Consider the following 18,205-nt stretch of genomic DNA (forward strand, 5'->3'; position numbering starts at 1 on the left):
TTGGAATGCCGACGCATTGCGAGCCGAGTCGCCGAACCTCGACAGGACAATCGATCTCTGGACCTCGACGCACGCCTTTCTCGAGCGCGTCAGACGGCCGGGCTGAGGTTTCCCAATCTAGATCTCAAAATCGAGAAACGAAACGGCGTGCCGGCGCCAGCCTCCCGTTGAGAGTCCCTCGATCTGGAAAACAGCTTAACGGATGACGAGCCGTCGATCTTCCCGACGATGCCCATAGGGGGCGGACAAAGACCGAACACTTGTGCCAGTTTTGTGTCAGCGACATATGCTTTCACTGTCTGTTCCGGCTGAAATAGCTGAAATAGCCGAAACCGACGATCAAGCGAAAACGTGAATTTATGCTGATTTTACAGGGGTTTTAGGGGAGAACGGCTGGTGCTGCCAGACAGGATTGAACTGTCGACCTCTCCATTACCAATGGAGTGCTCTACCACTGAGCTACGGCAGCGTGCCACGGATACGGGAATCAGCCAAAAGGGCCCCGCAAGGCGCGCCGATCCTTGCCACAAGGCCCCCTTGCGCGCAAGCGCGCGGGCGGCCCGGGAGACCGCCAAAATGAGGCACAATCAGCGCAAAACGCCCGCCGCCTGCTTGAGCTGGCTCAGTTGCGGGCCGATCCGGTTCCCCATTTCCTCGCCCAGCGCGGCCAGCGCCTTGATTGGGCGGACCATGACCTCGAATTCGAGCATTTCGCCGGCGTCGTTGAATTTGATGAGATCGATGCCCTTGAGCTGCCATTTGCCGATATTGGCGGAAAATTCGAGCGCGACGTCGTGGGAACCGGCGATAAAGCTGCGGTGATAGCGAAAATTCTCGAAAATCTGCACCACCGTGGTCAGCACCAGCAGCGTCGCAGGTCGTCCCGGGATCGGCGATTGCACGAACGGCGATCGGAACACAATATGCTCCGACAGCAGAGAGGCCAGCAGGTCGCGGTCGCCTGACGCGACAAAGCGGTGCCAGCCGTCCAGGGTTCGTTGCGGCAACGGCGCCAGTTCGTGAATTTCGCCCATCTGGTTATTCTCCGGGTCAAGCCGTTCTGTGAGCGACAGATTTGAACAGGTTCACGATGCAGGATGACAAGCCAAAACGCGAGGGGCAAACCGGGATGCCCGCGAAAAGCCGAGAAAAAGATCCAAAGAAGGATCCAAAGAAGGATCCAAGACAGGATCGGCTGAAAATGGCGTTGCGCGAAAATCTCAAGCGGCGGAAATCGCAGGCCAAGGGCAGAGGCGATCTCGCGATCGCACCTTCCAATGGCGATGACACCACACCACATGACGACAACGGAAAAAAGCCGGGCTGATGGTTGGGACGGTGATGGGCGCAGAAGGAACGACAGTCGACACGGCCGGCAACGCTCCACCGGGGCAGGCGTTTCCACGCCGTGCGCAGACGTTTCCGGAACTGACGACGCAAGAGATCGCGCGCATGCGCGGGTTCGGCGACATCAGAACTTACAGGGACGGGGAGAAACTGTTTGAGACCGGCAAGCCCGGCCCGGGCATGTTTGTCATATTGTCCGGCCATGTCGCGATCACCCAGCGCGACGGCCTCGGTCACGTCACGCCCGTGATCAATCAGGGGCCCGGTCAATTTCTCGCCGAAATCGGTCAACTCTCCGGCCGCGTCGCGCTGGTCGATGGCCGGGCCGAGGGCGACGTCGAAACGCTGCTGATTCCGCCGGAGCGGTTGCGCGCGCTCCTGGTCGCCGAAGCCGATCTCGGTGAGCGCATCATGCGCGCGCTGATCCTGCGCCGGGTCAGCCTGATCCAGGCTGGCGCCGGCGGCCCGGTGCTGATCGGGCCGTCGGATTCGAGCGGCGTCATTCGCCTGCAGGGATTTCTGACCCGCAACGGGTTTCCGCATCATCTGCTCGATCCGGCCACCGATCACGATGCCGCAGAACTGATCGTGCGCTATTCGCCGTCGCCGACCGATTGGCCGCTGGCGGTGACCGCCGCCGGCACGGTGCTGCGCAATCCCGGCGAAACCGAACTCGCCCGCGCGCTTGGCATGATCGGCGGCAGCACCGACCACAAAATCTACGATGTTGCGATCGTCGGCTGCGGCCCGGCGGGCCTTGCGACCGCGGTGTACGCGGCGTCTGAAGGCCTGTCGGTGGTCGTGACCGATGCGCGCTCCTATGGCGGGCAGGCCGGCGCCAGCGCCCGTATCGAGAACTATCTCGGCTTCCCCACGGGAATCGCGGGCCAGGCGCTCGCGGGCCGCGCCTTCAGCCAGGCGCAGAAGTTCGGCGCCGACATCATCATTCCGACCGCGGTGAAGTCGCTCGATTGCTCGCGTACCGACGGCGCCTTTGCGCTTGCGCTCGATGGCGGCGAGACATTGCGCGCCAAATCAGTGGTGGTGGCGAGCGGTGCGCGCTATCGGCGGCCTGAGATCGAAAACCTCGATAAATTCGAAGGCCGCGGCGTCTGGTACTGGGCGTCGCCGATCGAGGCACGGCTGTGCGCGAAGCAGGATATCGGGTTGGTCGGCGGCGGCAATTCCGCCGGCCAGGCCGCGGTGTTCCTGTCCGGCCACGCCAGGAAGGTTCACATGGTGATCCGGGGCGGCGGCCTCGGCGCCAGCATGTCGCGCTATCTGATCGAGCGCATCGAGGCCACGCCGAACATCGAATTGATGTTCAACACCGAGGTGGTCGCGCTTGAGGGCACCGAAGGTGTATCGCTTGAGCGCGTGCGCTGGCGCAGCCGTTTGTCCGGCGAAGAGGATTCCGCCGCCATCCGCAACCTGTTCCTGTTCGCCGGCGCCGATCCCGCCACCGGCTGGCTCGACGGCTGCGGCGTCACGCTCGATCGCGGAGGTTTCGTGGTGACCGGCGCGCAGTCCGAGCAGAACCTGGGACGCCCGGTGACGCCGCTGGAAACCTCGGTGCCCGGGGTGTTCGCGGTCGGCGATGTGCGCTCGGGGTCGGTCAAGCGGGTCGGCGGGGCGATCGGCGAGGGCGCGCAGGTGGTGGCGGCGCTGCACGCATTTCTAGGCGACACGGCTAAACCAGCGCTTTAGAACTAGTTGCCGTTATCATGGTGCTACCCAAAGAGAGAAACGCAATGGCTGAAATCGTAGTGATGTACAAGACGCCGAAGGATCCTGCTGCTTTCGACAAATATTATGCCGAGACCCACGTCCCGCTCGCCAAGAAAATGCCGGGCCTGCGGAAATTTCAGGTCAGCCAGGGCCCCGTCGCCACGCCTGCCGGACCGTCTGCCTTTCATCTGATCGCGATACTGACCTTCGACAACATGGCTGCGATCCAGAAAGCCTTCGGGAGCGCCGAGGGCCACGCCGCGGCGGGAGACCTGCCAAAATTCGCGAGCGGTGGCGCCGATATGCTGCTGTTCGATACCCGCGAGGTGTGAGCCTGATATGGCAAAAGGCTGCACTCACATTGCGGGTATCCGCGATGTCACACCGAGCGCGCTCGGCTGCGAGGAATGCCTGAAGATCGGGAGTGAGTGGCTGCATTTGCGGATCTGCCGCACTTGCGGCCACGTCGGCTGCTGCGACGATTCTCCCAACAAGCACGCGACCAAACATTTCCACGCCACCCGGCATCCGATCATCGAGGGCTATGATCCGCCGGAAGGATGGGGCTGGTGTTATGTCGATGAGGTCCTGTTCGATCTGTCGGACCGAAAGACACCGCATAACGGTCCGATCCCGCGCTATTATTGAATCCGGTTTTCAATGCGGAAGGATATTTGATGCAGCCGCAGGGCAAATTCGCCGAGGTCAACGGGGTCAGGCTGCACTATCTGGTCGCCGGTGAGGGCGATCCGATCGTGCTGCTGCACGGTTTCGCCGAAACCAGCCACATGTGGCTGCCGCTGTTCGCAAACCTTTCCGACAAGCACACCGTGATCGCGCCTGACCTGCGCGGCTTCGGTCAATCGTCCGCGCCTGCGGACGGTTACACCAAGGCGGCGATGGCGCAGGACATCCACGCGCTGGTGAAGAGCCTCGGCTACGACCGCATCCGGCTGGTCGGTCACGATATCGGGCTGATGGTCGCCTACGCCTATGCGGCGCAATACCCCGGTGAAATCGACCGGCTGGTGCTGATGGAAGCATTCCTGCCCGGCATCGGCGACTGGAATGGCGTATTTTTGCTGCGCGATCTCTGGCATTTCCATTTCTATGGCAAGACGCCGCTGGCGCTGGTCAGCGGCCGCGAGCGCATCTATCTCGAACATTTCTGGAATGATTTTGCAGTCGACCCCACCAAATCGGTCTCGGAAGCCGATCGCGAGTTCTACGCCAGGGAATATGCCAAGCCCGGCCACATCGCTGCCGGGATGGAAGTTTTCCGCGCCTTCCCCAAGGACGCCGAGGATTTTGCCCGATTTGCAAAAACCAGGCTGGCGATGCCGATGCTGGTGCTTTCAGGGGAAAAAGCCGGCGGTCCGTTCCTGATCGAGCAGGGCAGGATGGTCGCGACCGACGTCGAGGGCGTGCTCGTCAAGGGGGCGGGTCACTGGCTGATGGAAGAGGCGCCGGATCAGGTGATCCCCAAACTGGCCGAATTTCTCAATCGCTAGCGCGCTTCGGAGCGAAGTGGGTACCGGTTCGCGTGAAGAAAACCATGCTGTTGACCTAACGCGGCACGCCTGAATTGCCGCCGATACAACCGGTCCCTGTGGCAATTTCCCAAGCGGAGTCGTAGCATTTGCCCGTCTTAAACGGGGGAGTGTGTCATGATCCTGGGTATGAGCCTGGCTACCTTTACCATGGTGCATGTGATCATCAGCCTGATCGGTATCGCTTCAGGCATCATCGTCATGTTCGGATTGCTCGGCTCCAACCGGATGCCGGGCATGACTGCGATATTCCTGCTCTCCACGATTCTCACCAGCGCCACCGGTTTTCTGATTCCGCCCTTGTTGACCGAGAAGCTGCTGCCATCGCACATGGTCGGCATTCTCTCGCTGGTGCTGCTGGCGATTGCCTGTATCGCGCTCTACGCCATGAAGCTTTCCGGTGCGTGGCGGTGGATCTATGTGGTGACCGCGATGGCCTCGCTTTATCTCAACGTGTTCGTTCTGGTGATCCAGAGTTTCCTGAAGATCCCGGCGTTGCACGCGCTGGCGCCGAGCGTGCCGCCCAGCGAACCGCCGTTCGCGGTCATCCAGGGCATCGTGCTGGTGTTCTTCATCATCGTGATCATCGGCGCGGTGAGACGATTTCGGCCGACGCCGACATTCGCCTGATCAACAGTCATTCCGGGGCGCGTGTGAGCGCGAACCCGGAATCTCGAGATTCCGGGTTCGACGCTTTGCGTCGCCCCGGAACGACAGCGTCGATAGAGGAGACTTCGCCATGGCAATGTTAAAGACCAAGGACGGCATCGAAATTTACTACAAGGACTGGGGTAGTGGACAGCCGATGGTGTTCTCGCATGGCTGGCCTCTCTCGGCCGATGACTGGGACACGCAGATGCTGTTCTTCCTGAATCACGGCTATCGCGTCATCGCCCATGACCGCCGCGGCCATGGCCGGTCGACTCAGACCGGCGACGGCCATGACATGGACCACTATGCAGACGACCTTGCGGCTTTGACGGCGCATCTCGACCTGAACAACGCCATTCACGTCGGCCACTCCACCGGCGGCGGCGAGGTGGCGCACTATCTCGGACGGCACGGCGAAAGCCGGGTGGCGAAGGCGGCCCTGATCAGCGCGGTGCCGCCGCTGATGGTGAAGACAGCGGCCAATCCGCACGGGCTTCCCAAGGAGGTGTTCGACGGATTGCAGGCCCAGCTCGCGGCCAATCGCTCGAAATTCTATCGCGACCTCCCGGAGGGTCCGTTCTATGGCTACAACCGGCCGGGCGCAAAAGCCTCGGAGGCCGTGATCGCCAACTGGTGGCGCCAGGGTATGATGGGTGGTGCGAAGGCGCATTACGACGGCATCGTCGCATTCTCGCAGACAGATTTCACCGAAGACCTCAAGAAGATCACGGTGCCGGTGCTGGTCATGCATAGCGAGGACGATCAGATCGTTCCCTATGTCGCTGCCGGGCCATTGTCGGCCAAGCTGCTGAAGAACGGGACGCTGAAGACCTACAAGGGCTTTCCGCACGGCATGCCCACCACCGAAGCGGCCACGATCAACGCCGACCTGCTGGCGTTCATCAAGGAGTAGGGCGGGATGAGATGAGGTAAGATTGAGCTGCGACGCAGCGGAAACTTTACCTCTCCCATAGGGAGAGGTCGGCGCGTAGCGCCGGGTGAGGGGGCGCGGTCTATCGGTGGAGCAGAACCCCCTCACCCGATTTGCGGAGTTTATCATCGGGCGGCGCTTCGCGCCGACCCGTTGGCAAATCGACCTCTCCCCGCTGGGGAGAGGTGAAGGGCACACCGATTCAAATTAAAACTATCTCTAGGGAGGGCAATCGCATTGCCGCGCGCGTGGGCGATCAATCGAGGATCGCCCGTATCGCGGCGAATGTGCGCTTCACCAAAGCTTCCGGGTTTTCGCGCGCGCCTTCGGCGGCCCAGAGCTCGCCGCCGATCCGCATCGCGCCCGTCGCGATCATGGCGACCAGCCGGACGTGAAGCATTTCTGTTGGACGGGCCGCCCGCTTGCCGAGCGCCTCCGCCAAGGCGCGCTCAAGCTGCTCGTATTTGACCTGATCGCGGGCCTGCAGCGCCGGATTGTCGCGCTTCAGACACGCCATCGCGATGGCTTCGCCGGGCTCGAACTGTCTGACCATCGCGGAAATCGCACTCTCCGCCGCCGTGAGCATGGATTCGCTGGCGGGCCGCGCGGCGACCGCGGCGATCAACGCCGCCGAGCTCTCCTCCTGCCACGCGAAAACCACGTCTTCCTTCGAGGCAAAGTAGTGGAAGAAGCTGCGGCGCGAAATGTCGGCGGCGGCCGCGATGTCGTCGAGCGTGGTCGCTTCAAAACCACGCTCGAGGAACAGCGCCACCGCCGTCCGGGTCAACCGCTCGCGGATTTGCTGGCGCTTGCGCTGGCGCAGACCGGGCTGGTCCGGCACCATGTTCTTGGCCATTTTCTTCTTGGCTATCCGAGGCTTAACCTTTTTTCGCGCGCTCACCATTCGCCTTGTTTTTCACCCCTTGCAAACTTGCACTAAGTGCACATTTAGGGCCGGGCGGCCAAGTCCGCAAACGATTCGAGCCCGGGAGATATAAACATGACCGACTGGAGCACCGCAGACATTCCTCCGTTGAATGGCAAGACCGCTGTCGTTACCGGCGCCACCGGCGGCCTCGGCTATGAAACCGCGCTGGCGCTCGCCGGCGCCGGTGCGGAAGTGGTTCTCACCGGTCGCAATGACGCCACGGGTCAAAATGCGATCCAGAGAATCCGTAGCCGATTTCCCAATGCCAAAGTCAGCTACGAAACCCTCGATCTGGCGCGCCTGGCGTCGGTGGCCGATTTCGCCAGGCGCTTCTGCGCCGCGCATGCCTCGCTCGATCTGCTGATCAACAACGCCGGCGTGATGGCACTGCCGATGCGGCAGGTGACATCGGATGGTTTCGAGATGCAGTTCGGCACCAACTATCTCGGCCATTATGCGCTGACCGCACATCTACTGCCCTGGCTTCGCCGCGGCGATGCGCCCCGCGTGGTCAATCTCTCCAGCCTCGCGCATCGCGCCGGCGCGATCAATTTTGACGATCTGCAGGGCGCCCGGTCCTATTCCCCCATGAAAGCGTACTCCCAGTCGAAGCTGGCGATGCTGATGTTTGCCCTTGAACTGCAACGCCGCAGCGATGCCGCCGGCTGGGGGCTGATGAGCAACGCCGCGCATCCCGGTTACGCCCGAACCGACCTGATCGCCAAAGGTCCGGGTACCAGCGGCCTGTTGTGGCAGATCAGCAAGTTGCTTCAGCCTTTTGCCAGTCAGTCGGCCGCCGAAGGCGCGCTGCCCACTTTGTTTGCCGCGACCTCGCCGGAGGCAAAGCCGGCCGGCTATTATGGCCCGAACGGGCTCTACGAGTTGAAGGGCGCCCCTGCGCCGGCGAAGATCATGCCGCGGGCGAAGGACGCCCCGGCGTCGGCGCGGCTCTGGGATGTCTCCGCCACCCTCACCGGTGTATCGTTCGATCCGGTCGCGGCCGCCGCCTGATGTGGGACGCAACCATGCAACGGGAGATCGGATGAAAGTCATCCTGTTCGGCGCAACCGGCATGGTCGGGCAGGGCGTACTGCGCGAATGCCTGCTTGATCCTGAGGTCGAAAGCGTGCTCGTGGTCGGGCGCAGCCCGAGCGGACGGCGCCACGCCAAGCTGCGCGAAATCCTGCACGACAATTTCTTCGATTTTTCAGCCCTGGAATCCCAACTCGCGGGATACGACGCCTGCTTCTTCTGCCTCGGCGTCTCCTCGGTCGGCATGAGCGAGGAGCGCTACCGGCATCTGACCTACGACCTCACGCTTGCGGCGGCGACCACGCTTGCAAAACTCAACCCGGGCATGGTGTTCGTCTATGTCACCGGGCGGGGCACCGATTCCAGCGAGCAGGGCCGGCTGATGTGGGCGCGGATCAAGGGCAAGACCGAAAACGATCTGCTCAAGCTGCCGTTCAAGGCGGCCTATATGTTCCGACCCGCCGGCATCCAGCCGCTGCACGGCATCCGGTCCAAGACCGCCTGGTATCAGGCGGTCTATGTCGCCGCCGCGCCGCTGCTAACGCTGCTCCATCGCGTCGCGCCGACCTACGTCACCACGACCGAACAGGTCGGCCGCGCCATGATCAAGGTCGCACGGGACGGCTACCCGAAGCCGGTGCTGGAAAGCGAAGATATCAACCGGTTGTAGCGAGCCGTCATTCCGGGGCAGTCCGCAGGACTGAACCCGGAGTCTCGAGATTCCGGGTTCACGCTGGCGCGTGCCCCGGAATGACGGTTAACCCCATCAAATCGCCGCAAATTCCACGCTTTTGCCATAAGGGGCTCGTCGCCCTATAGTTTGTGCGTAGCAAAAGTGGGGGTCGGCATGGATCGCATTCGCATCGTCGGAGGCAGCAAGCTTAATGGTACCATTCCGATCTCGGGCGCGAAGAATGCCGCGCTGCCGCTGATGATCGCGGGGCTGTTGTCCGAGGAGACACTGATCCTCGACAACGTGCCCCGGCTGGCCGACGTCGCGCAATTGCAGCGGATTCTCGGTAACCACGGCGTCGACATCATGTCGGCCGGCAAACGGCCCGGCGATCATGAATACCAGGGCCAGACCCTGCACATTTCCGCGGCCAACATCATCGACACCAAGGCGCCTTACGAACTGGTGTCGCGGATGCGCGCCAGCTTCTGGGTGATCGCGCCGCTGCTGGCGCGGATGCATGAGGCCAAGGTGTCGCTGCCTGGCGGCTGCGCCATCGGAACCCGGCCGGTCGATCTCCTGATCATGGCGCTGGAGAAGCTCGGCGCCGAACTCACCATCGACGGCGGCTATGTGATTGCGAAGGCGCCGGGCGGCCTGAAGGGCGCCAGCATCGATTTTCCCAAGGTGACGGTCAGCGGCACCCATGTCGCCGTCATGGCGGCGAGCCTGGCCAGGGGCACCACCGTCATCACCAACGCCGCCTGCGAGCCGGAAATTCTCGACGTCGCCGACTGCCTGAACAAGATGGGCGCGCGCATCTCCGGCGCCGGCACGTCCCGCATCGTCGTCGAAGGCGTCAGCAAGCTTCACGGCGCGCGGCACACCGTGCTGCCGGATCGGATCGAAACCGGCACCTATGCGATGGCGGTGGCGATGACCGGCGGCGACGTGCAGCTTTCCGGCGCGCGTCCCGAACTGTTGCAGTCGGCGCTCGACGTGCTGACACAGGCCGGCGCGGTCGTCACCGTCAACAACCAGGGCATCCGCGTTGCCCGCAACGGCGCCGGCATCAGTCCGGTGACGGTCTCGACCGCGCCATTTCCTGGCTTTCCGACCGACCTTCAGGCGCAACTGATGGCGCTGATGGCCTGCGCCGGGGGCTCCTCGCGCATCACCGAGACCATCTTCGAAAACCGCTTCATGCATGTGCAGGAACTGGCGCGGTTCGGCGCCCGGATTCACCTTGACGGCGAGACCGCCACCATCGAAGGCATCGCCGTGCTGCGCGGCGCGCCTGTCATGGCGACCGATCTGCGCGCCTCGGTGTCGCTGGTGATCGCGGGGTTGGCCGCCGAAGGCGAGACCATGGTCAACCGCGTCTACCATCTCGACCGCGGCTTCGAGCGGCTCGAGGAAAAACTGTCGGCCTGCGGCGCCTCGATCGAGCGGATCAGCGATTGACCGGCGCCTGTTCGGCAAAAGTGGATACCGGTTTTGCGATAGAACACGCGCCAACCAAAGGTGGTGCTCGCGGTGACGGCCCAGCTCAAATTGATTGCGCTCGATGCCGACGATCTCGCGGTGATATCCGCGCATGTCCAGGACGCCCGGGTGCAGACCTCCGACATCGTTTGGCGGCAGGGCGAAAAGCGGCTGGTGGTCGGCATGAACCGGCTGGACTGGGAACAGACGCTTTCGGGGGAAACCGCCCCGCGCCGCCTGATCGCGGCGCTGCGCTTCGACCGGGTATTGTCGTGCAAGTCACGCAACATCGAGCTGGAGGCGCCGGGAACAGCGCTGGAACTGCTCGGGATCGAGTTTCACCCCGGTGACGCCCCCGGTGGCAGCGCGGTCCTGATGTTCAGCAATGGCGGAGCGCTGCGGCTGGACGTCGAGTGCCTGGAATGCGAGCTGACCGACCTCGGCGCGGACGATCTCGGAACTGGCGATTTCGGCGAAGGCACCGAATCGTCAGGATTGGATGCCTGAGTGAACCTTGTTTTCGAGAGCGCACCGCGAGCTCCGTCGCACCTCTCCCGTGGGGAGAGGTCGATTTGCGCAGCAAATCGGGTGAGGGGTTCCGGCCTAACGATGGACCGTAACCCCTCACCCCAGCCCTCTCCCAATGGGAGAGGGAGCCTACCTCCGTTGCCGAGAAACCGAGTGAACTCAATTCAAGGGATCAGGGTTGACGGCGATTTGTCGCCGCGCCATTGAGCAGTGGGCCTTCGCATCAAGCCTCCCGCCGGAAAGCCACCATGCCCGTTCGTCTCGACCGAAGCCGCGCCGATTTCGCCGAACGATTCGCCGATTTTCTCGCGATCAAGCGCGAGGTATCGGCCGATATCGAGAGCGCAGTCCGCGCCATCGTCGACGACGTCGCGGCCCGCGGCGATGCGGCGCTGATCGAGGCGACGCGCAAATTCGACCGGCTTGATCTCGATGCCTCCGGCTTGCGTGTCACCCCGGCCGAAATCGAGGCCGCGGTGAGCGCCTGCGACACCGAAACGCTCGACGCGCTCAAATTCGCTCGCGACCGGATCGAAGTGTTCCACCGCCGGCAATTGCCCAAAGACGATCGCTTCACCGACGCGCTCGGCGTCGAACTCGGCTGGCGCTGGAGCGCAATCGAATCAGTCGGCCTCTATGTTCCCGGCGGCACCGCCGCCTATCCGTCCTCGGTGCTGATGAATGCGGTGCCGGCGGCGGTCGCCGGCGTCGCGCGCGTGGTGATGGTGGTGCCGTCGCCGGACGGCAGGCTCAATCCGCTGGTGCTGGCGGCAGCGCATCTCGGCGGCGTGTCCGAGATCTATCGCGTCGGCGGCGCTCAGGCGGTGGCGGCGCTGGCCTGGGGCACGGCAACCATCGCGCCGGTGGCGAAGATCGTCGGCCCCGGCAACGCCTATGTCGCCGCCGCCAAGCGGCTGGTGTTCGGCAAGGTCGGCATCGATATGATCGCCGGCCCCTCGGAAGTGCTTGTGATCGCAGATGCGACCGGCAATGCCGGCTGGATCGCGGCCGATCTGCTGGCGCAGGCCGAGCACGACGTCAACGCGCAGTCGATCCTGATCACCGACAGCGCAGCGCTGGCCGATGACGTCGAAAGCGCGGTGCAATCTCAGTTGAGCACGCTGCCGCGGTCCGATATCGCCCAGGCTTCGTGGAACAAGTTCGGGGCGATTATCCTCGTGAAGCAGCTCGACGAGGCAGTAGCGCTGGCGGATGCGATCGCCGCCGAGCACCTGGAAATCATGACGACCGATCCGGAAGCGTTTTCGAGACAAATCCGCAATGCCGGCGCGATCTTCCTCGGGCCCCACACGCCGGAGGCGATCGGCGACTATGTCGGCGGCTCCAACCACGTGCTGCCGACGGCGCGTTCGGCGCGGTTCTCTTCCGGACTTGGCGTGCTCGACTTCATGAAGCGAACTTCGATCCTGAAATGCGGGCCGGACCAGCTGCGCGCGCTGGGGCCGGCGGCGATGACGCTGGGCAAGGCCGAAGGGCTCGACGCGCATGCGCGCTCGGTCGGGCTGCGCCTCAATCTGCCATGAACAGGCCGCCCGCAGAGGAAGATCCGCTAAATCGCGTCGTCGCGGTGACGCTCGACGAGGAATCGATCGGGCGTTCCGGTCCCGACATCGAGCATGAACGCGCGATCGCGATCTACGACCTCGTCGAAAAGAACCTGTTCGCGCCGGAAGGCGCCAGCGGCGGCCCGTTCAAGCTGCACATCGGCATCACCGGCAACCGGCTGATGTTCGACATCCACCGCGAAGACGGCACGCCGGTGGTGGCGCATCTGCTGTCGCTGACGCCGTTCCGGCGAATCGTCAAAGACTATTTCATGATCTGCGACAGCTATTATCAGGCGATCCGCACCGCGACGCCGGACAAGATCGAGGCCATCGACATGGGCCGGCGCGGCATTCACGATGAGGGTTCGCGCACGCTGCAGGAACGTCTGAAGGGCAAGGTGCGGGTCGATTTCGAGACCGCCCGCCGGCTGTTCACGCTGATCTGCGTGCTGCACTGGAAAGGCTAGGGCATGACCCGGAAAAGTGGGCACCGGTTTTCGGATCAGATCATGCGCACGACAAAAGCAGGCTAACGCGTGGCGGCGCCTCCGCGCGTGCGCGCTCCGCAGGCCGTACTGTTCGCGTGCGGCCTGAACAGCGTGCGGTCGCCGATGGCGGCGAGCCTGCTGCAGCGGATGTTTCCGCAGGCGCTCTATGTCAAATCCGCCGGCGCCCGCAAGGGCGAACTCGATCCGTTCGCTGTCGCCGTGATGGCCGAACTGGGCCAGGATATTTCGGGCCACAAGCCGACCACGTTCGAGGAACTGGAGGATTGGGAAGGGCTCAATTTCGACCTGATCATCACGCTGTCGCCGGAAGCGCATCACCGGGCGCTGGAACTGACGCGCACGCACGCGGCCGAGGTGGAATACTGGCCGACCCAGGATCCCACCGGCGCCGAGGGCAATCGCGAGCAGAAGCTGCAAGCCTATCGCGAGGTCTGCGACACCCTGTCGATGCGCATCCGCAAGCGGTTTTCCAAGGTGAGCGCGGCGAGCGGGTGAACGAACGGAGATGCCAGCGGATAACCCCGGATGTCGTCCTCGCGGAAGCGGGGACCCATAACCACCGGCCGTCGTAGTTGAAAGAAAACTGTCACAGCCACCTCGTTCACACCGCGCCGCCACGGCGTATGGGTCCTCGCGTTCGCGAGGACCCATCGAATGTGTAGTTGTCTCGACGAATGCCTTCCGATAGGTTCCGCGCGCACTCATCCTCCGGTTCCCTCCCAGCAAATGTGCGCATGCTAGGCCGCCCCAAATTCGTTCTTGCTTCCGGTTCGCCGCGACGTCTCAGCCTGCTCAACCAGGCCGGCATCGAGCCCGATGCGCTGCGTCCCGCCGACGTCGACGAGACCCCGAAGCGGGGCGAGTTACCGCGCGCCTGCGCCAATCGCCTCGCCCGCGCCAAGGCCGACGCCGCGCTCAAATCGGTGCAGCTCGATGACGAATTGCGCGGCGCCTTCATTCTCGCCGCCGACACCGTGGTCGCGGTCGGCCGCCGCATCCTGCCCAAGGCGAACCTGGTCGACGAAGCCTCGCAATGCCTGCGGCTGTTGTCGGGACGCAACCACCGGGTCTACACCGCGATCTGCCTGGTGACGCCGAAGGAGACCTTCCGCCAGCGCCTGATCGAGACCCGGGTGCGCTTCAAGCGCCTGAGCGAGGACGATATCCAGGCCTATATCGGTTCCGGCGAATGGCGCGGCAAGGCCGGCGGCTATGCCGTGCAGGGCATTGCCGGAACCTTCGTGGTCAAGATGGTCGGCTCCTACAGCAATATCGTCGGTCTGCCGCTCTATGAATCGATCTCGCTGATGGGAGGCGAAGGTTTTCCGATCCGATTCGGATGGTTGAATGCCAGCTAGGCCGCCAAAAAACGCCGGATCCGGCCAGGAGACCGGCAAGTCATCTGCCAAGGGATCTCCCAAGCCCTGCCCGATCTGCGGCAAGCCCGCGACCGAGGCTTCGCGCCCGTTTTGTTCCGAACGCTGCCGGGATGTCGATTTGAACCGCTGGCTGTCGAATTCCTACGCCATCCCCGCCACCAAGGACGACGACGAAGGCGCCGATTGAGCGAAAAACCGCGCGTTTTCGGGCTGTTAACACCCGGTCCCAGCGCTTTTCCGGCATGGCCGGACCACGCGGACCTTCATGCCAAGCGGGGCTGCGCCATGCGTAGCCGAGAGGCGAAGCATGGTGGACAGGGCAGGCGAGCCTGACTATAAACCGGCGCTCCCAAGCCGCCTCGCGGCCGGAAGTGCCCAGGTAGCTCAGTTGGTAGAGCATGCGACTGAAAATCGCAGTGTCGGTGGTTCGATCCCGCCCCTGGGCACCATTTTGGAACAGATTCGCGAACGCCAAATTCATTCACCCTCTTTTGCAGCCTCTTCAGCGCGCTCCGAAGAGCGAGAACGACAGGCGGCACCGGCCGCTTACCGAGTTGAGTATGGCGAGCACGAAGAAATCAGCCAGGCCCAACCCATCGCGCAAACGGCTGGCGCAAAGAGCGATCTTATTTGTGGAGCTGGTCGGCTAAACCGATGAATGCTGGCACGATCCATGAGGCTACTCCGGAGCTTCACGATTGGCCGGGGGAACGACGAATACGTTCCATTCCGTCGCAGCCATGGCAGATCCGCGAAAGAATCGTCGCGTTGTGATCACCATCCCCTCCCCACCTGCTGAATTCTGTTTCATCCAGGCGTCGCACGCCTGCTGATTCCAACCGCCGACTTCGCAGATGCCGATGAAACCATATCGCTTCGCCTCGTCGAGCGACGTAAGCCCAGATGACCAGATTTCATTCGGCGTCAGCGGCATCGGGTGATCGGGGCTGTAGAATGTCATCGGCTCGCCGACATCGGTGGGGCCGGCGACCACCTTCCAATGCGAATGAAAGCGCTGATGCCACAGCTCCGTCAGCTCGCGTGCGAGTTGCGAATGTGAGCCATAGGTGAACTGGCCGGCCGCATTGCGCAGCATCGTGATGGGAACGATCAACGGCGCCGCGACCAGCACCATCAGCGAAATCACCAGCCAGGTCGCGACGACTCGCACCAGCGCGGCCCGGCGCAGGCGCAATTGAGGAATCGCAACCACTGCCAGCGGCGTCAGGAAGAACAGCGAGATGCCCCAGTCAGTCTTGAGGTAAATCGAGAATACCAGCGCGCCGATCAGCGGACCGACGGCGACGATGCCTTGAACGATCCAGATATTCCGTGCCTGGTTCATCCGCACGTCTGAATTGGCATCGCGCGACCATGGTTGTGTGACGAAGGCGCGCGGATCGCGCCGCAGCAACATCCACGCGTGCGGGCTCCACGCCAACGCCACGGCGACGACCACCAACGGCAGCGCGAGCAAAGCAATGTTATGGCCGATATAGACCAGTACCAATTCCAGGCTCTGGATGTGATTTGATATCGAATAGGTATCGCCGGGATACCTGAACGGCACGAAATCCACCTGCTTCAGCCAAATGAAGTGCGGGACCATCGCAACCACCAACGTCACGATCGCGACCCACGGCGCTGGCGAACGCAGGAACAGCATCCGCGCCGGATGGATCAGTGCCGCGAGCCCGAGCGCGCCGATCATCGTCAATACCCAGTATTTCGTCATCAGCGCCAACGCGCCCGCGAGTCCAAGCCATATGCCGGAGCGTATCGTGCGTTTCTCGAACGCATCCAGATAGGCGAGCACTACCAGCGGCAGCGTGATCAGCTGCAGCAGATCCGGATTGTACTTGAAGCCCTTCAAATTGAAGATCGGGTAGATCGCGAGCATCACCACTACAAGGAAGGCGCGGCGGCGATCGACCACACGCAGGGCGATCGCCCAGCAGATCATCATGCCGACGCCGACCGTCACCATCGCCAGCGCGTAGGTCGACCAGTCCGTGACCGGGAACAGCATGAACCAGAGGCCGGCGACCCATCCCGACAGCGGGGGATGCTTGCCGTAGCCAAGCAGGAATTTCTGGCCCCAGGCAAAGGCCTCGGCGACATCGAAGTGCACGTCCTGCGCCGCCCGCAACCGTATCAGGATCACGGTCCAAAGCACCACGTGGAGGACGACGAAACCCGCCACCAGCCACAGGCTTAATTTCTCGTCGCCAGCCCAGGCGACGAGGCGCGCGGCGCCGCGGCGGCCAATCGAGCGGATGCGCGAACGCGCGCCTGCGGCCAGGGAAACAGCTTCAGTCATAGCCATGGCGCGGCGCTTTCGGCATAACTTGAAGATTCGCTTTTTTTAAAAAAAGATTCAACGAGGCGTTGGCGTCCTTGAGAGCGTTGCCGTTCGCCTTATTGGTCAATGCCGTCCAATCGATAATCCGCCAGTCAAACGTCGAACTTGGGAGCGCGCTCATATATGCATATAATTGCGGCCAGCCAGACCTGTGGCCATAGATAGGCCATGATGATTCCACAATTCGGAAATCCTGGAGAAACGATCGTCTGTCAGAAGAGCGCCGTCGATCCTCGCGACTGTCCGAGGATCGAGCCGCCCAGTGGGGACGACAAGGGCGTGTGGGGAAGTTAACTTTGTAGGTGGTCCTGCCGATGGGTCCACCTCAGCACTCATCTCGGACATGGGGCAGCACGATTAGAGGAGGAAGATTAGTGAGAATTCTCCTTCTTGGCGGCGACGGTTTTTGCGGCTGGCCCACGGCATTGCACCTTTCGGCGCGAGACCACGAAGTGGCAATCGTCGACAATTTGTCACGTCGCAACATCGACAACGAGCTAGAGACATCGTCGCTCACGCCAATCCGTCCGATCGGAGAACGTTTTCGGGCCTGGAATGAGATAACCGGCAAGGTTACTTCCTTTTACAATTTCGACGTCGCCGAGAATTATCATCGCCTTTTGACGCTCATCGCTGAGTGGCGGCCGGACGCTGTAGTGCATTTCGCCGAACAACGCGCGGCGCCCTATTCAATGAAGTCGTCGTATCACAAGCGTTACACGGTCAACAACAATCTCAATGCCACCAACAATCTGCTCGCCGCCATCGTCGAATCCGGCGTGGACAGCCACATCGTTCATCTCGGTACAATGGGGGTTTACGGCTATGGCGCGGCCGGGATGAAAATTCCGGAAGGCTATTTGCCGATTAAGCTCGAAGAGGACGGCAAAGTCATTCATCGGGAGATTCTATACCCGGCCGATCCTGGCAGCATCTATCATTTGACCAAGACCCAAGATCAATTGTTATTCGCGTTCTACAACAAAACCGACGAGGTTCGCGTCACCGACCTGCACCAAGGCATCGTCTGGGGCACGCAAACTGAAGAAACGTCACTCGATGAGCGGCTCATCAATCGGTTCGATTATGATGGTGATTATGGAACAGTCCTCAATCGTTTTCTCGTGCAGGCAGCCATCGGTTATCCGCTGACCGTTCATGGCACCGGCGGTCAAACGCGGGCGTTCATCAATATTCAGGATACCGTTCGTTGTATCGAGATTGCGATCATGAACCCGCCTCAAAAGGGCGAACGTGTGCGCATCTTCAACCAGATGACCGAGACCTTCAGGCTCATCGATCTGGCGGAGATGATTTCCGGATTGACCGGGGTGCCGATTTCGCATCTGCCCAATCCGCGCAAAGAAGCCGACGCTAACGACCTGTACGTCGAAAACCGTAGTCTTATCGGCCTCGGCCTCGAGCCGATCATGCTCAACAGTAGCTTGCTCGGGGAGATCAGGGAAATTGCCCAGAAGTACGCAGGCAATTGCGACCGCTCAAAGATTCCTTGCACCTCGAAGTGGTGATTACG

Annotated in this window: 20 protein-coding genes and 2 tRNA genes; 18 read left to right on the forward strand and 4 right to left on the reverse strand. The window is 62.4% G+C overall.

All coding sequences use genetic code 11. The features are described 5' to 3' along the window. Nucleotides 1-394: 394 nt before the first annotated feature. Both B5527_RS03150 and B5527_RS03155 read right to left on the reverse strand, forming a co-directional pair. A tRNA-Thr gene (locus tag B5527_RS03150) sits at nt 395-469 on the reverse strand. 118 nt (nt 470-587) lie between these two features. Next, nucleotides 588-1,034, reverse strand: a complete 447-nt coding sequence (locus B5527_RS03155; RefSeq protein WP_079599984.1) for a hypothetical protein — start codon at nt 1,032-1,034, stop codon at nt 588-590. 167 nt (nt 1,035-1,201) lie between these two features. Between B5527_RS03155 and B5527_RS47015 the strand changes: the two genes are divergently transcribed. From B5527_RS47015 to B5527_RS03190, 7 genes are all read left to right on the forward strand, one after another. Continuing rightward, complete coding sequence (locus tag B5527_RS47015) at nt 1,202-1,327, forward strand: hypothetical protein (RefSeq protein ID WP_276329310.1); 126 nt, start codon at nt 1,202-1,204, stop codon at nt 1,325-1,327. Nucleotides 1,328-1,341: 14 nt separating this feature from the next. Then, entirely contained in the window at nt 1,342-3,054 is a 1,713-nt protein-coding gene (locus tag B5527_RS03165; protein ID WP_079607022.1) for an FAD-dependent oxidoreductase, read from the forward strand. A gap of 44 nt (nt 3,055-3,098) precedes the next feature. Next, nucleotides 3,099-3,407, forward strand: coding sequence for an EthD family reductase (locus tag B5527_RS03170; protein ID WP_079599986.1), 309 nt, complete (start codon nt 3,099-3,101; stop codon nt 3,405-3,407). A gap of 7 nt (nt 3,408-3,414) precedes the next feature. Beyond that, nucleotides 3,415-3,723, forward strand: coding sequence for a UBP-type zinc finger domain-containing protein (locus tag B5527_RS03175; protein WP_079599987.1), 309 nt, complete (start codon nt 3,415-3,417; stop codon nt 3,721-3,723). A gap of 29 nt (nt 3,724-3,752) precedes the next feature. Then, nucleotides 3,753-4,586, forward strand: a complete 834-nt coding sequence (locus tag B5527_RS03180; protein WP_079607023.1) for an alpha/beta fold hydrolase — start codon at nt 3,753-3,755, stop codon at nt 4,584-4,586. A gap of 156 nt (nt 4,587-4,742) precedes the next feature. Then, nucleotides 4,743-5,255 (forward strand): hypothetical protein, encoded by a 513-nt coding sequence (locus tag B5527_RS03185; protein ID WP_079599988.1) that lies wholly within the window; start codon nt 4,743-4,745, stop codon nt 5,253-5,255. A gap of 109 nt (nt 5,256-5,364) precedes the next feature. Then, nucleotides 5,365-6,189 (forward strand): alpha/beta fold hydrolase, encoded by an 825-nt coding sequence (locus tag B5527_RS03190; protein WP_079599989.1) that lies wholly within the window; start codon nt 5,365-5,367, stop codon nt 6,187-6,189. A 274-nt stretch (nt 6,190-6,463) separates the two neighbouring features. On the opposite strand, the gene B5527_RS03195 is transcribed toward B5527_RS03190, so the two are convergent. Further along, nucleotides 6,464-7,063, reverse strand: coding sequence for a TetR/AcrR family transcriptional regulator (locus tag B5527_RS03195; protein ID WP_079607024.1), 600 nt, complete (start codon nt 7,061-7,063; stop codon nt 6,464-6,466). 144 nt (nt 7,064-7,207) lie between these two features. Here B5527_RS03195 and B5527_RS03200 point away from each other — a divergent pair, with 144 nt between their 5' ends. The 10 genes from B5527_RS03200 to B5527_RS03245 all read left to right on the forward strand — a co-directional run bounded on the left by B5527_RS03200 (nt 7,208) and on the right by B5527_RS03245 (nt 14,758). Continuing rightward, a complete protein-coding gene (locus tag B5527_RS03200; RefSeq protein WP_079599990.1) occupies nt 7,208-8,146 on the forward strand; it encodes an SDR family oxidoreductase in 939 nt (312 codons plus the stop codon). 31 nt (nt 8,147-8,177) lie between these two features. Then, nucleotides 8,178-8,837 carry an epimerase gene (locus B5527_RS03205; protein WP_079599991.1) on the forward strand — a complete coding sequence of 220 codons (660 nt, stop codon included), beginning with the start codon at nt 8,178-8,180 and terminating at the stop codon, nt 8,835-8,837. A 177-nt stretch (nt 8,838-9,014) separates the two neighbouring features. Then, on the forward strand, nt 9,015-10,304 hold the full coding sequence (murA, locus tag B5527_RS03210; protein ID WP_079599992.1) for a UDP-N-acetylglucosamine 1-carboxyvinyltransferase: 1,290 nt from the start codon (nt 9,015-9,017) through the stop codon (nt 10,302-10,304). A 72-nt stretch (nt 10,305-10,376) separates the two neighbouring features. After that, nucleotides 10,377-10,832 carry a DUF2948 family protein gene (locus B5527_RS03215; RefSeq protein WP_079607025.1) on the forward strand — a complete coding sequence of 152 codons (456 nt, stop codon included), beginning with the start codon at nt 10,377-10,379 and terminating at the stop codon, nt 10,830-10,832. 269 nt (nt 10,833-11,101) lie between these two features. Further along, nucleotides 11,102-12,397, forward strand: a complete 1,296-nt coding sequence (hisD, locus tag B5527_RS03220; RefSeq protein WP_079599993.1) for a histidinol dehydrogenase — start codon at nt 11,102-11,104, stop codon at nt 12,395-12,397. Next, nucleotides 12,394-12,888, forward strand: coding sequence for a UPF0262 family protein (locus tag B5527_RS03225; RefSeq protein WP_079599994.1), 495 nt, complete (start codon nt 12,394-12,396; stop codon nt 12,886-12,888). The genes hisD and B5527_RS03225 overlap by 4 nt, the downstream gene beginning before the upstream one ends. A 69-nt stretch (nt 12,889-12,957) precedes the next feature. Further along, complete coding sequence (locus B5527_RS03230) at nt 12,958-13,425, forward strand: low molecular weight phosphatase family protein (protein ID WP_079599995.1); 468 nt, start codon at nt 12,958-12,960, stop codon at nt 13,423-13,425. A gap of 239 nt (nt 13,426-13,664) precedes the next feature. Continuing rightward, nucleotides 13,665-14,288 carry a Maf-like protein gene (locus tag B5527_RS03235; RefSeq protein ID WP_079599996.1) on the forward strand — a complete coding sequence of 208 codons (624 nt, stop codon included), beginning with the start codon at nt 13,665-13,667 and terminating at the stop codon, nt 14,286-14,288. Beyond that, complete coding sequence (gene yacG, locus B5527_RS03240) at nt 14,278-14,496, forward strand: DNA gyrase inhibitor YacG (RefSeq protein ID WP_079599997.1); 219 nt, start codon at nt 14,278-14,280, stop codon at nt 14,494-14,496. The genes B5527_RS03235 and yacG overlap by 11 nt, the downstream gene beginning before the upstream one ends. Before the next feature lie 186 nt (nt 14,497-14,682). Beyond that, nucleotides 14,683-14,758: transfer RNA gene (locus B5527_RS03245), tRNA-Phe, on the forward strand. Between the two features lie 230 nt (nt 14,759-14,988). On the opposite strand, the gene B5527_RS03250 is transcribed toward B5527_RS03245, so the two are convergent. After that, the gene (locus B5527_RS03250; RefSeq protein WP_079599998.1) at nt 14,989-16,635 is read right to left on the reverse strand and encodes a glycosyltransferase family 39 protein; all 1,647 of its coding nucleotides are present in this window, start codon (nt 16,633-16,635) and stop codon (nt 14,989-14,991) included. A 410-nt stretch (nt 16,636-17,045) separates the two neighbouring features. Here B5527_RS03250 and B5527_RS03255 point away from each other — a divergent pair, with 410 nt between their 5' ends. Further along, entirely contained in the window at nt 17,046-18,200 is a 1,155-nt protein-coding gene (locus B5527_RS03255) for an NAD-dependent epimerase/dehydratase family protein (protein WP_079599999.1), read from the forward strand. The last annotated feature ends 5 nt before the right edge of the window (nt 18,201-18,205 follow it).

The organism is Bradyrhizobium erythrophlei (assembly GCF_900129425.1).
In the GTDB taxonomy this organism is placed as follows: domain Bacteria; phylum Pseudomonadota; class Alphaproteobacteria; order Rhizobiales; family Xanthobacteraceae; genus Bradyrhizobium; species Bradyrhizobium erythrophlei_C.

Coding starts and splice junctions, on each gene's coding strand:
- B5527_RS03155 (WP_079599984.1), bottom strand. CDS start 1,034: ATGGGCGAAATTCACGAACTGGCGCCGTTGCCGCAACGAACCCTGGAC.
- B5527_RS47015 (WP_276329310.1), top strand. CDS start 1,202: ATGGCGTTGCGCGAAAATCTCAAGCGGCGGAAATCGCAGGCCAAGGGC.
- B5527_RS03165 (WP_079607022.1), top strand. CDS start 1,342: ATGGGCGCAGAAGGAACGACAGTCGACACGGCCGGCAACGCTCCACCG.
- B5527_RS03170 (WP_079599986.1), top strand. CDS start 3,099: ATGGCTGAAATCGTAGTGATGTACAAGACGCCGAAGGATCCTGCTGCT.
- B5527_RS03175 (WP_079599987.1), top strand. CDS start 3,415: ATGGCAAAAGGCTGCACTCACATTGCGGGTATCCGCGATGTCACACCG.
- B5527_RS03180 (WP_079607023.1), top strand. CDS start 3,753: ATGCAGCCGCAGGGCAAATTCGCCGAGGTCAACGGGGTCAGGCTGCAC.
- B5527_RS03185 (WP_079599988.1), top strand. CDS start 4,743: ATGATCCTGGGTATGAGCCTGGCTACCTTTACCATGGTGCATGTGATC.
- B5527_RS03190 (WP_079599989.1), top strand. CDS start 5,365: ATGGCAATGTTAAAGACCAAGGACGGCATCGAAATTTACTACAAGGAC.
- B5527_RS03195 (WP_079607024.1), bottom strand. CDS start 7,063: ATGGCCAAGAACATGGTGCCGGACCAGCCCGGTCTGCGCCAGCGCAAG.
- B5527_RS03200 (WP_079599990.1), top strand. CDS start 7,208: ATGACCGACTGGAGCACCGCAGACATTCCTCCGTTGAATGGCAAGACC.
- B5527_RS03205 (WP_079599991.1), top strand. CDS start 8,178: ATGAAAGTCATCCTGTTCGGCGCAACCGGCATGGTCGGGCAGGGCGTA.
- murA (WP_079599992.1), top strand. CDS start 9,015: ATGGATCGCATTCGCATCGTCGGAGGCAGCAAGCTTAATGGTACCATT.
- hisD (WP_079599993.1), top strand. CDS start 11,102: ATGCCCGTTCGTCTCGACCGAAGCCGCGCCGATTTCGCCGAACGATTC.
- B5527_RS03225 (WP_079599994.1), top strand. CDS start 12,394: ATGAACAGGCCGCCCGCAGAGGAAGATCCGCTAAATCGCGTCGTCGCG.
- B5527_RS03235 (WP_079599996.1), top strand. CDS start 13,665: ATGCTAGGCCGCCCCAAATTCGTTCTTGCTTCCGGTTCGCCGCGACGT.
- yacG (WP_079599997.1), top strand. CDS start 14,278: ATGCCAGCTAGGCCGCCAAAAAACGCCGGATCCGGCCAGGAGACCGGC.
- B5527_RS03250 (WP_079599998.1), bottom strand. CDS start 16,635: ATGGCTATGACTGAAGCTGTTTCCCTGGCCGCAGGCGCGCGTTCGCGC.